The following is a 12,565-nucleotide window of genomic DNA, read 5'->3' on the forward strand; positions in this document are numbered from 1 at the left end:
ATGCCAAAAACGGATCGCTTGAACAAACTGCGTGCTGCTCTGCGGGGGCACGAGACTACCGTCACGGCCGGCGTGGCTGTCGTGGCGCTGCTCCTGATCGGGGCCCTGATACTGTGGCTGACTGCAGATCGCGTCCCGGACTTCCGGGAATACGAGGCCGGGGCCGAGCGCAAGGCGCACTTCTTCGAATTCATGCGCCCGCTCATCCGTGAAGAGAACGCGCGGGTGCTCGAAGACCGTCGCCGTCTCCGGGACCTGGCTGCCAAGGGCGAGCCAGGCTGGCTGGATCGCCGCTGGCTGCACGGCCTGGCCGAGGAGTACCGGCTGGACCCGGAGGAGTTCGACGAGGAGTCGCTGATCGACGCCCTGTTGCGCAGGGTGGACGCCGTGCCGATGTCTCTGGCGCTCGCCCAGGCGGCGAAAGAGTCCGGCTGGGGCACATCGCGTTTCGCTCGCAAGGGTTACAACTTCTTCGGCGAATGGTGTTACGAGGCGGGGTGCGGCCTGGTGCCGCAGGCGCGAGCGGCAGGCCGCAGTCACGAAGTGCGGGCCTTCGACAGCCCGCGCGAGTCCGTCGCCAATTACATCCGCAACATCAACACGAACCGAAGCTACCGGGAGTTGCGCGAGGCGCGCGCCCGGTTGCGCGCCCAGGACCGCCCGCTGTCCGGTCTGGTGCTGGCCGAACAGCTGCAGCGCTACTCCGAGCGCGGTCAGGCCTACGTGGAGGAGATAAAGGGGCTCATCCGTTACAACAAGCTGGAGCAGTCCGGTGCGTGAGACGGAGCATCGTACGTTGCGATTCGTCGCCGTGCTCGCGCTGGCAGTCGCGGCGGCCGCGTGCCGGGCGGACGAACCGCCGCGGTCATCGGCGGCCGCCGGGCCACAGGATCACGCGGTGATCCTGCTCTACCATCACGTGAGCGAGGATACGCCTCCGTCCACCAGCGTGACGCCGGCCACCTTCGAGGAGCATCTGAAGTATCTGGCCGACTACAACGTGGTCCCGCTGGAGGCGATTGTCAGCGCGATCGAAAGCGGGGAGGCGCTGCCGCCGGATGCGGTGGCCATCACCTTCGACGACGCCTACGAGTCGGTGTACACGGAGGCGCTGCCGCGGCTGGAGCGGCGGGGCTGGCCCTTCACGGTGTTCGCCAGCACGGACTACATCGACGACGACTACGGCGGCTATCTGAGCTGGGATCAGCTGCGCGAGATCGAGCGGCGCGGCGGCTCGGTGGGCAACCACAGCCGTGCACACCGGCATATGATCCGCCGCCAGCCGGCCGAGTCCGCAGGCGAGTGGCGCGAACGCGTGGCCGCCGACATCCGCCACGCCGGGTCGCGGCTCGCCGACGAACTGGAGGCGCCGCTCACCTATTTCGCCTATCCGTACGGGGAATTCGACCGGGACCTGGAAGCCGTCGTGGCGGATCTCGGCCTCGTCGCCTTCGGCCAGCAGTCCGGACCGGTCGGCCCCGCGTCGGACCGGCGGCACCTGCCCCGCTTTCCCGTGGCCACCGCCTATGCGGACCTGGAGTCGCTGGTGGACAAGCTCGACAGCCGGCCGCTGCCGGTGAGGGTGCTGGCGCCGGACAGCCGCGTGCAGGCGGCGGATGCCGGCCCGCCCGAACTGCGGGTCCGGGTACCCGAGGGCCCCTACGACCGCGCGCGCCTGAACTGTTTCGTCACCGGGCAGGAGACTGCTCGCATCAGCTGGCGCGACGACGAGGCGACGATCCGCGCGAGCGCGCCGCTCTCGCCCGGACGCAGCAAGTTCAATTGCACGGTGCCGGCCCGTGACGAGGCCGGGGTGTACTACTGGTACAGCTACCTCTGGATCAAGCCGCGGCCCGACGGCAGCTGGTACCCCGACTAGCTGCCCCGACTACGGCGTCACAATGTCGAACGTCCCCTCCGGTCGCTCCAGCAGGCTGAAGAACCGCACCAGGTCGAGCTTGCTGCCTTCCAGCGTGATGTCGTCGGAAGTCAGCAGGTCGGTCAGGCCGATGGCGCCTGCCGCGAGGCCCAGGTAGGCGTCCCGGGTCAGGCTCAGCGTGGCATTCGCCTCCGGGTCCGCATCCCGACGGTAGTGGTGCAGCACGCCGTTCTCGACCACCAGCACGTAGGTCTCGCCGAGGTCGGTGAACACCAGGTTGACGGTGAGTTCCTCGTCCGCCGCCTTCGGCCCGTTCAGGCGCACCGCCATGGCGTCCAGGAAGCGTTCCGTAGGCGTGTGGCGCAGCAGGTCGATGGCGTTGGCCAGCGAGATGCCCTGCTCGGGCGGCCCGTGCCGGAGTTCGTAGGCGGCCGACAGATACACGTCCCGCCAGGGGCCGGATTCCGCCTGATAGCCGAGCTGATCGTAGGTGCGGGCGAGCAGGGCGCGGGCGTCGGCGTTCTCCGGCTCGGCCATCACCAGATGGTTCAGCACCTCCGCCACCCAGCGGTAGTCGCCCTCGTCGAACGAGGCATTCGCCTTGCGCAGCACCTCTTCGGCGCCCCCCATGTAGTCCACGTAACGCTCGCCGGCGTCCACCGGCGGCAGCGGGTCGAGGTTGGCGGGGTTGCCGTCGTACCAGCCGAAATAGCCCTGGTAGACCGCCTTGGCGTTGTGCTTCAGCGTGCCGTAGTAGCCCATGTTCGCGAACGACTGCTGCAGCGAGTCGGGCAGCGCGATCTCCTCGGCGATCTCCTTCGGCGTCATGCCTTCATTGGCCATGCGCAGCGTCTGGTCGTGGATGTACTTGTACAGGTCGCGCTGCTGTTTCAGGAACTCCACCACCTCGCCGTTGCCCCACACCGGCCAGTGGTGGCTGCCGAAGTACACCTCGGCGTCACCGAACAGCTGCAGCGCCTCGTCGATGTAGCCGCTCCAGAGCAGCGCGTCGCGTACCTTCGCGCCGCGCAGCGTGTAGATGTTGTGCATGTTGCGCGAGACGATCTCCGCCCCGCACCAGGCCTTCTGCTCCGGCAGATAGAAGGTCAGCTCCGCCGGCGCCTCGGAGTGGGGCGCGTTCTGGAACACGAACGGCACGCCGTCGATGGTCATCTCCTGGGGCGTTCTGTCCACTATCTCGGTGGGTTCCAGGATGGCGATGGTGCCGAAGGCCGGGCTCTTGCCCAGCCCCGAGCCCACGTGCCCCCGCGGGCTGCGGGGCAGGCGTCGGCCGTACATGTAGCCGGCGCGCCGGCCCATGGCGACGCCGGCGATCACGTTTTCGCTGGTGGCTTCCTCCAGGAAGCCCTCCGGCGCGATGACCCGGATGCCCTGGTCCCTGACTTCCTCCGCGCTGGTGATGCCGAGCACGCCGCCGAAGTGATCCGCGTGGCTGTGGGTGAAGATGATGGCGCGGACGGGCCGCTCGCCGAGTTCGGCATTGGCGAACGCCATGGCGGCCGCGGCGGTCTCGGTGGCCGTCAGCGGGTCCACGACGATCCAGCCGGTCTCGCCCTCGATGAGCGTCATGTTGGACAGGTCGAAGCCGCGCAGCTGGTAGACGCCATCGGTGACCTCGAACAGGCCGTGGATGTTATTCAGCCGTGCCTGGCGCCGGAGGCTGGGGTTGATGGAATCGAATTCCGCCTCTTCCAGAAATTCATACGCGGTCATGTCCCAGACCGGGCGTTCCGCCGGGCCGACGCGCAGCTCGGGCACGCTGGCGATCAGGCCGCGGCGGGCCCGCTCGAAGTCCCGCTCGTTATCGAACGGGCGCGCATCGAGGACGCGCCGGTTCGACTCGACGGTGGCCGCCGTCGGCGCGGTCGCGCCGGCCGCGTCCGCATCCTCGCTGTAAGGAATCTCCCGGTCGGCGCTGCAGCCCGCGGCGAGCAGGATCATGGCGACGGGCACGGCGAGGCACCCGGACAGTGAGTTCTTCATCGGTTCCCCCATTCGATCCCGGCGGGACTCCGCGCCGTAATCGTTCTCATTCTTAACCTTACGGCAACCCAGCCGTAATCCGGCTGTAGCGGCCGCCTCTTATGTTGCCAGACCTTCGGCTCACAACAAGCAACAAGAGGTCTGACATGGTACATCGCAATCTGCTCGTGACGGCGCTGCTCGCGGCCGTTTTTGCCCTGGCCGGCTGTGAGGGAGACGACGGCGCCACGGGTCCTGCCGGTCCCGAAGGCCCCGCCGGTCCGGCCGGGCCCGCAGGCGCGGACGGCCAGGAAGGCCAGGATGGCGCGGATGGCCAGGACGGCATCACTTCCATCACCCTCCAGTTCCTCGGCCGCTACGAGAGCGGACTGTTCGACGAGGGCGCCTCCGAGATCGTCGCCTACGATCCCGCCACGAGCCGGATCTTCCAGGTGAATGCGGTCTCGGGTCAGGTGGACGTGATCGACATCGCGGCCCCGAGCGCGCCGCAGCTGGTCGACGCCATCGACGTCGGCGCCGCCGTCACTGCCAATACCTCGATCACGACGGTGCTCGGCTCGGTGAACAGCGTCGCGGTCGCCAACGGCGTGATCGGCGCGGCCATCGCTGCCGATGCCGGCGACGAGCGCGGCGTGGCCCCCTTCTTCCAGGCCTCCGACCAGAGTTTCCTCGCTGCCTACGAAGTCGGTTTCCTGCCGGACTCCATCGCGCTCAGCGCGGACGCCTCGGTGGCCGTGGTGGCGAACGAGGGCGAGCCTCTGGACGACTATTCGGTGGACCCGGAGGGCTCCATCTCGGTGATCGACCTGCTTGCCATCGGCAACGAGGTGAGCGGCACGCTCGCGCTCTATCAGGTGAACGTCGTGCCGGAGTAACCCTTCCCCTGCGTACCGTCAGCCGCGGTACCACGGCCGGCGCCGGGAGACCCCCGGTGCCGGCCTTTTTTTGTCCGCCGCCCGGCCGGCGTATACTCGCGGCCTTGCCGAAGGTCCGACCTGCCGCTGCCCATGACCGATCTGCCGACCGCCACCGACATCGTCCGCGCCATCGCCGCCGGTGAGCTCACGGCGGCCGAAGCGGTGGAGGCCTGTCTGGCGGCTATCGACGGCAGCGAGGACCGGATCCATGCGTTCGCCCACGTCGGGGCGGAGCCGGCGCGGGAGCGTGCGCGGGAGATCGACGCGGCCCCGGCCGGCGGGCTGCTGCGCGGCGTCCCGGTGGCCGTCAAGGACGTCATCGACACGGCCGACCTGCCGACGGAATACGGCTCGCCGCTCTATGCCGGTCATCGGCCGTCCCGGGATGCGGCCTGCGTCGCGATACTGCGCGCCGAAGGCGCCGTGATCCTGGGCAAGGCCCAGACCGTGGAGTTCGCCTCCCTGGGCCGCACCGCGGAGACCGTGAATCCCCACCACCACGGCCATACGCCGGGCGGCTCTTCCTCCGGCTCCGGCGCCGCGGTGGCCGCCGGCATGGTGCCGCTCGCTCTGGGCACGCAGACCGGCGGCTCGACCATCCGGCCGGCCGCTTTCTGCGGCGTGGCCGGCATGAAGCCCACCTTCGGCACGGTGCCGGTGGAGGGCATGAAGCCGTACGCGCCAAGCCTCGATACGATCGGCTGGATGGCCCGCAGTGTGGCAGATCTGGCGCTGCTCGCCCGCGTGTTCCGCATCCACAGAGACGGCGAAGGGCGGGATACGCAGCCCGCCGGGCGCATCGGCTTCTGGCGCACCCCTTACTGGGACGCTGCCGGACCCGATACCCGCCGCGCGCTCGAAGAGACGTCGGCCGCGCTGCGCGGCGCGGGCATCGAGGTGCACGAGGTCGACGGCCCCGCCGGCGTCGAGCGCCTGAACGAGGCCCAGGACATCATCATGCACGGGGAGGGCCGCACGGCATTCCTGTCGGAGTATCTGCGCTGGCCCCGCGAGCTGCACCCGGAGTTCGTGGCGGAGGTGGAGAACAGCCGCGGCATCGACGGCGCCGCGCTGGCCTGGGCGGCGGACTACCTCGGCAGCCTGCGGCCGCGCTTCGACGAGGCCATGGCCGATTACGACGCCTGGCTGGTGCCGGCGGTACCTGGGGAAGCGCCCGCCGGCCTCGCCTCTACCGGCGACGCCGTCTTCAATCGGCTGTGGACGGGTCTGCACGCACCGGCGGTCACGCTGCCCGGGTTCAGCGGCGCGCGCGGCCTGCCGGTGGGCATCCAGCTGGTGGCCGGGCGTTTCCGCGACGCCCGCCTGCTGGCGACGGCCGCCCGGGTGGAGGAGATGCTGGCCCGGCGGCCCCGGGGTTGAGCGGCGGAATCCGGTCGCGCTTAGACGCGACGATCTGCAATTCGTCCGTTGGCTAGTCGTCCCTTGGTTAGTCGTCCCTTGGCTATTCGACCATTGGCTATTGGCCCATCGGCAACTTGACGACAGGCAGGGCGTCGACGCCGGCGAGCGAGGCGAGGTCCTGCAGCGCGTCGAACAGGCGGTCCGCCATCCGCCGGCCGGCGGCCGGCGCCACACAGTCGTCGAACTTCGCCTTCAGCTCCTCGCGGGTGACCGGGTTGTGGCCGTGGCCGCGGAAGCGGTGCACCGGTTCGCTCTCGATGCGGCTGCCGTCGGTCAGCTCGAGCGCCACGGAATCGGATTTCGCGCCCACCGGATAGTCCGGGTCGTCGTCCGGCCCCACCTCGATCGTGACCCGCTCCATCAGCGTGCGGACGTCGTCCCGTCGGACGAAGTCGTCGCTGACTTCGGCCAGGCCCACCTTGCCGGCGATCAGCCCGGCGGCCACGCCGAACTCCAGGCTGAACTTGGCCTCCAGCGCAGTGGTCGGCCGGTGGAAGCGCATCACCGCCGCGTGTTTCTCGCTCACCCGCGCGATCACGCGGGCGATGGCCTCCGGCGCCGGCCCGTGGTCGCGATGCACCTGGATGGCGGCGTCGATGGCGCGCTGGGAGGCACCCACGGTCGGGTGCAGCTTGATATTGATGCCGTCCTTCGCCGCCAGCCATTTCCGTCCGAGCCAGTCCGGCGGCGTCTCCAGGTCGACGTTGCCCGCCGGGGAGAGCGCCGCCAGCAGGCCCCCGTCGCCGTCGATGGCATGGGGCCCGGCGTCCAGGCCGGCCAGCGCCAGTTCGACGGCCACCACGCCGGCCTCCGCGGCACGGGCGCCCTGGAACGGCTTGGCCTGGGTGCCGAAGTTGTCCATCACCCCGCCGCCGGCCGCCGCGGCGAGACCGAGCGCGTTGCGTGTCTGCCCGGCGTCGAGGCCGCGCAGATGGCTGAGGGCCGCGGCCACGCCGATGGGGCCAAATACGCCGGTCGGGTGCCAGCCCTTCGAGTGCAGGTGATCCGGCTCGCGTTTCATCACGGCGCCCCAGGCCTCGAAGCCCGCGAGATAGGCGCGCAGCATGGCCGGGCCATCGGCGCCGGCGCGCTCGGCCTCGGCGAGTATCGCCGGCACCATGAGCGCCGAGACGTGATTGGAGTAGGCGTAATCGTCGAAATCCAGCGCGTGGGCGGCACCCGTGCCGACCAGCGCGGCCTGTGCGACGGTGGCGCGCTCCTCGCCCAGCAGCAGCCGGCTCTGCGGCCGGCCGCCGGTGGTCCGGATGTGGCGCAGCAGGTTCACGGTCACGGGTTCGCGCGCACCGGCGAGCATGACGGCCACGCAGTCGGTGAAGCCGTTCGCCGCGGTCGCCAGCGCGGCCGCCGGGGGCTCCTGCAGCGCCTCGCCCTGCAGGAAATCGATGATCGAGTCGACGACGGTCCCCATGTTTCGTTCTCCGCTTGCTGTGCCGGGCGCCACTGGCAATCGTGATCGATTGCCGCCTGACGGCCGGTTTGGTATACCAGATTTACCGGGCATGCAAGACGGACGTCGCCGCCCGGACCGTCAGATCAGCGCGCGGAACCCGGCCTCGTCGAACCGGCCGGGAGGCCCGGCGCAAGGGAGGGAGCCGATTTGAGCGTCGCGTCCGAGAAAGCCTACCGCATGCTGCGAGACCGCATCTTCAGCGGCGACTATGCGCCCGGCGCGCGACTGAAGGAGCGCCAGCTCTGCGCGGACCTGGAGGTGAGCCGCACGCCCGTGCGCGAAGCCCTGCGGCGCCTCGAGTCCGAGGGCCTCGTGCAGATCGAGCCGCGGCGGGGCGGCATCGTGAGCCACATCGATGCGGAGGAGGCCGAGGAGATCTTCGCGCTGGGCGCCGTGATCGAGAGTTTCGCGGCGAAGATGGCCGCGCAGAAGGCCACGGCCGAGGGAGTCGCGGCGCTGGACGACGTCATCGCCGCCATGGCCGCGGTGCTCGAGCGCGGGGACGACAGCTGCCGGGCCGAGTACATGAAGCTCGATGGCGAACTGCACAGCCGCATCGTCGCCATGGCCGACAGTCGGCGCCTGTCGGCCGCGCTGCAGCAAGTGGTGGGCGTGCCGGTGCTGGTGCAGGCCTTCAATCGCTACACGCCGGAGCACCTGCGCCAGAGTTTCGACCAGCATCGCGCGCTGGTCGATGCCATCCGGGAACGGGACGGGGAGTGGGCGGAGTCGGCCATGCGCTACCACATCCTGTCCGGGCGCACCGTCATGCTGTCCAATCTCGCCGGCGACTGACTGCCCGACTGGTATACAACGACCGTCATTTTAGGGCTCTCGACACGGTTTTCTTGCCTGAAGCGCCAATTTGGTATACCAATTGCGCTGTAGCGGGATCCGGAGAGCACCATGCAGCGGGCGGGGCTCGACATCGGCGGCACATTCACCGACCTCGTCTTCTGGGATGACGAGTCGGCCGACGTGGTGGTGCACAAGCTGCCGTCCACGCCGGATGATCCCGCCCGCGCGGGCCTCGAGGGCCTGGCAGAACTGCTGCGCCGCGCCGGCCGCCGTCCCGAGGATCTCGATTTCCTGGTCCATGGCACCACCGTGGCCACCAACATCCTGCTGGAGAAGAACGGCGCCCGGGTGGGCATGATCACCACCCGCGGCTTCCGCGACGTGCTGCACATCGGTCGCAAGGACCGGCCGTACAACTTCTCCCACGGCCAGGAGGTGCCGCGGCAGAGCTCGCCGCTGGTCCGCCGCCGTCATCGTCTGCCGGTCAGCGAGCGCATCACCGCACCGGACGGCGAGGTGGCCACGCCGCTCGCCGAGGACGAAGTGCGCGAGGCCGCCCGGCAGCTGGCGCACGACGGGGTGGACGCCATCGCGGTGTGCTGCCTGATGTCGTTCCTGAACCCGGCCCACGAACGGCGCATCCGCGACATCGTCGAGGAGGAGGCGCCCGGTCTCTACGTCTCGCTCAGCCATGCAGTCACGCCGCTGTACCGGGAGTACGAGCGGTTCTCGACCACGGCGCTGAACGCGTACGTGGGCCCCCGTACCGCCCGCTACCTGGACCGCTTCGCGGCCGAGCTCGCCGCCATGAACGTGGCCAGCGAGCTGAACCTGATGACCTCCGCCGGCGGCCTCGTGCCCGCCGCGGAGGCCCGCGAGCGGCCGGTGTCGCTGTTGTTGTCGGGTCCGGTCGGGGCCCTCATCGCCGGTATCCGGGTGGGCCGTCAGACCGACAATCCGAGCGTGATCACCCTGGACGTGGGCGGCACGTCGGCGGATATCGGCGTGGCACCGGCGGGCGACCTGCGCATGAAGCACCTGCTCGACACCCGCGTGGGCGGCTACGACGCCATGATCCCGATGGTCGACATCGACACCATCGGCGCCGGCGGCGGTTCGATCGCCTGGCGGGACGAAGGCGGCATGTTCCGCGTCGGCCCGCGCAGTGCGGGCGCCGTGCCCGGGCCTGCCTGCTACCGGCGCGGCGGCGCCGAGCCCACGGTGACCGACGCCATGGTGGTGCTCGGGTGGTTCCGGGAAGAGGCGCTCGCGGCCTCGGGCCTCACCGTCGACGTCGCGGCTGCCGCGGAGGCGGTGCGCAGCCGCATCGCCGAGCCGCTCGGGCTCGACCTCTACGAGGCGGCCGCGGGTATCTACCGCATCGCGGTCAGCAACATGGTGGAAGCCATACGCATCAACAGCGTGACCAAGGGCTACGACCCGCGGGACTTCGCGCTGGTGCCCTACGGCGGTGCAGGCGCGGCGTTCGCCTGCGAGGCGGCGGCCCAGCTGGCCATCCCCAGGGTGGTCGTGCCGACGCGCCCGGGGGTGGGCGCGGCGGCCGGACTGCTGGCCACCGACACCAGGTACGAGTACCGGGCGACGCTGTGGGCGTCGTTGCAGGAGCCCGACACGGCACGCATCGAGTCCGCCTACCGCACGCTGGCCGAGCAGGCGGCCGGCCAGCTCCGCCGCGCGGGTTTCGCGGAGGAGGATACGACGCTGCGCTGGCTGGCCGAGTGCCGCTACGTGGGGCAGGGCTACGAGCTGCCGGTGGAGATTCCCGCCCCGCCGGTCGACGGCGACTGGGTGGCCGCGGTGATCGAGGGTTTCCATCGGGCCCACGAGCAGGCCTACCTGCGGCGATTCGACGACAAGCCGGTGATGATCGTGAACGTGGGCCTCGCCGGCATCGGCCACGTACCGCCGCCGGTTGCGCCGGAGGTGCAGGCGGGCGGCGCGCAACCGGACGAGGCAGCGTTGCTCGATACGCGCCCGGTGCGTTTCGTGCAGGGCAACGAAGCCATCGGTCACGAAACCGCGTTCTATGCCCGCTCCGGACTGAAGGCCGGCAACCGGATCGCCGGCCCGGCGGTCATCGAGCAGGCCGATACCACCACGATACTGCCGCCCGGCACCCTGGCCGAGGTGGACCGCTACGGCAATCTCATCGTCGGTTTCACGGGGCCTGCGGATGGCTGAGGGCGTGCGCAAGCTGGAGGACGCCGGCGCGGCCATCGACCGCGCCTCGGCACGTTCGACCGGCATCGGCGCGGACGTGGAGCGGCGCTGGGAGCGGGTGGCCGTGGATCCGGTCACGCTGCAGGTGGTGGGCGGCGCACTGCATGCGGTGGCGACGGAGATGGCCGAGCTCCTCTATCGCATGGCGTACTCCTCCATCATGCGCGAGTCGCGGGACATCGGCGCGGGGATCCTGGATTTTCACGGCCGCCAGATCTGCGAGAGCGACTCGACGCCGATGCACTGCGGCTCGCTGCCCGCCTACGTGCGCGGCATCGACCGCAAGCACCGGGGCAGCTACGCGCCCGGCGACGTGATCCTGCACAACCATCCCTATCACGGCGCCTCCCACGCACCGGACTACGGTGTGCTGGTGCCCATCTTCGCGGGCGAGCGGCACATCGGCTTCGCCGGCTGCACTGGGCACATGGTCGACATCGGCGCGGCTACGCCCGGCTTCTCCGTGGACGTGCCGGACTTCTGGGCGGAGGGCCAGGTGATCGACGCCGTGAAGATCTACGAGGCGGGCAGGCGCAACGACGCGGTGTGGTCGCTGATCATGGACAACGTGCGCACGCCGGAGGCGAACACCGGCGACCTGGAGGCCATGATCGCTTGCTGCCGTCTCGGTGCCCGGCGCTTCGGCGAGCTGGCCGGCCGCTACGGTATCGACACGGTGATGAGCGCCGCCGAAGAGTGGATGGACTATGCGGAGGCGCTGATGCGCCGGCGCATCGAGGCGCTGCCGGACGGACTCTACGAGGCCCCGCTCGGCTGGCTGGAGGACGACGGCAAGCATTTCGGCGAACCGCTGCGGGTGGCCACGCGGGTGCTGGTCGACGGCAGCGACATCTACGTGGATCTCACCGGCTCGAACGAGCAGGTGGAGACCGGATTCAACTGCCCGTTCGAGGGCAGCGTGCTGCCCACCGCCAATTTCGCGGTGCGCGCACTGCTGCTCGACGAGGCGAAGCCGGGCGGCCAGATACCCCAGAACGACGGCGTGTTCCGGCCGGTGCACGTCATCGCGCCGGAGGGCACGATCTTCAACCCCGAGCATCCGCACGGCTGCGAGGCGCGTTTCACCCAGATCAACCGCATCCCCGACCAGGTGATGCAATGCCTGGCCGAGGTCATGCCGGAGGCCGTGACGGCGGGGAATTCCGCCAACGTCTCCTGCTTCGCCTACAGCGGCCGCGGCGGCAAGGGGGCGGACGACTATTGGGTGATCATCGAGGTGAACGAGGGTTCCTACGGCGGCCGCCACGGCAGCGACGGCCTCGACGCCATCGACGCGCTCATGGCCAACACCCGCAACAACCCGGTGGAGGAGATGGAACTCGGCGCGCCGCTCCTGTGCGAGCGCTACGAGTTGCGCGACGAGCCGCCCGCGGCCGGACGCTGGCGCGGCGGCCTCGGCGCGGTGAAGCGCTGGCGCTTCCTGGCCGACACGGGCATCAGCTCCACCGGCGACAACCGCAGCATCGACCCGCCGCGCGGGCTGTTCGGCGGCGCCGACGGCCGGCCCGGCGAGGTGATACTGAATCCGGGCACGGCGGACGCGGAGTCGCTGCCCGCCAAGGTCTCGAACCGCCAGCTGCACGCGGGCGACCGGCTGGAGATACGGCTGGTGTGCAGCGCGGGTTACGGCGATCCCCGCTTGCGCGATCCGCAGGCGGTGCTCGATGACGTGCTCGACGGACTGATCACGGCGGCGGAGGCCCGCCGTGACTACGGCGTCGTTCTGACGGACGACGGCCGTGACGTGGACAGGGAAGAGACGGAGAGACTCCGCTCCGGCGATCGGGCGGACTAGCGGCAGGATAACGGTGC

General features: G+C 70.1%; 9 protein-coding genes. 7 read left to right on the forward strand and 2 right to left on the reverse strand.

Going from position 1 to position 12,565, the window contains the following annotated elements:
* Nucleotides 1-18 precede the first annotated feature (18 nt).
* Nucleotides 19-780 carry a glucosaminidase domain-containing protein gene (locus ACJMK0_RS07755; RefSeq protein WP_405237090.1) on the forward strand — a complete coding sequence of 254 codons (762 nt, stop codon included), beginning with the start codon at nt 19-21 and terminating at the stop codon, nt 778-780.
* Complete coding sequence (locus ACJMK0_RS07760; RefSeq protein WP_405237092.1) at nt 773-1,879, forward strand: polysaccharide deacetylase family protein; 1,107 nt, start codon at nt 773-775, stop codon at nt 1,877-1,879. Before ACJMK0_RS07755 ends, ACJMK0_RS07760 begins: the two co-directional genes overlap by 8 nt.
* A 9-nt stretch (nt 1,880-1,888) precedes the next feature.
* Here the strand turns inward: ACJMK0_RS07760 and ACJMK0_RS07765 are convergent, their stop codons facing one another.
* Nucleotides 1,889-3,883, reverse strand: coding sequence for an alkyl/aryl-sulfatase (locus ACJMK0_RS07765; protein WP_405237094.1), 1,995 nt, complete (start codon nt 3,881-3,883; stop codon nt 1,889-1,891).
* A gap of 146 nt (nt 3,884-4,029) precedes the next feature.
* On the opposite strand from ACJMK0_RS07765, the gene ACJMK0_RS07770 reads away from it, so the two are divergent.
* Both ACJMK0_RS07770 and ACJMK0_RS07775 read left to right on the forward strand, forming a co-directional pair.
* Complete coding sequence (locus ACJMK0_RS07770; protein ID WP_405237096.1) at nt 4,030-4,758, forward strand: choice-of-anchor I domain-containing protein; 729 nt, start codon at nt 4,030-4,032, stop codon at nt 4,756-4,758.
* Between the two features lie 132 nt (nt 4,759-4,890).
* On the forward strand, nt 4,891-6,180 hold the full coding sequence (locus ACJMK0_RS07775; protein WP_405237098.1) for an amidase: 1,290 nt from the start codon (nt 4,891-4,893) through the stop codon (nt 6,178-6,180).
* A 97-nt stretch (nt 6,181-6,277) separates the two neighbouring features.
* Here the strand turns inward: ACJMK0_RS07775 and ACJMK0_RS07780 are convergent, their stop codons facing one another.
* Entirely contained in the window at nt 6,278-7,651 is a 1,374-nt protein-coding gene (locus ACJMK0_RS07780) for an MmgE/PrpD family protein (protein ID WP_405237100.1), read from the reverse strand.
* A gap of 189 nt (nt 7,652-7,840) precedes the next feature.
* On the opposite strand from ACJMK0_RS07780, the gene ACJMK0_RS07785 reads away from it, so the two are divergent.
* From ACJMK0_RS07785 to ACJMK0_RS07795, 3 genes are all read left to right on the forward strand, one after another.
* Nucleotides 7,841-8,488, forward strand: a complete 648-nt coding sequence (locus ACJMK0_RS07785; RefSeq protein ID WP_405237102.1) for a GntR family transcriptional regulator — start codon at nt 7,841-7,843, stop codon at nt 8,486-8,488.
* 111 nt (nt 8,489-8,599) lie between these two features.
* Nucleotides 8,600-10,693 carry a hydantoinase/oxoprolinase family protein gene (locus tag ACJMK0_RS07790; RefSeq protein ID WP_405237104.1) on the forward strand — a complete coding sequence of 698 codons (2,094 nt, stop codon included), beginning with the start codon at nt 8,600-8,602 and terminating at the stop codon, nt 10,691-10,693.
* On the forward strand, nt 10,686-12,548 hold the full coding sequence (locus tag ACJMK0_RS07795) for a hydantoinase B/oxoprolinase family protein (RefSeq protein WP_405237106.1): 1,863 nt from the start codon (nt 10,686-10,688) through the stop codon (nt 12,546-12,548). Before ACJMK0_RS07790 ends, ACJMK0_RS07795 begins: the two co-directional genes overlap by 8 nt.
* Nucleotides 12,549-12,565: the final 17 nt, after the last annotated feature.

Origin of the sequence: Lentisalinibacter orientalis (assembly GCF_040706535.1) — a bacterium.
In the GTDB taxonomy this organism is placed as follows: Bacteria; Pseudomonadota; Gammaproteobacteria; order Steroidobacterales; family Woeseiaceae; genus Lentisalinibacter; species Lentisalinibacter orientalis.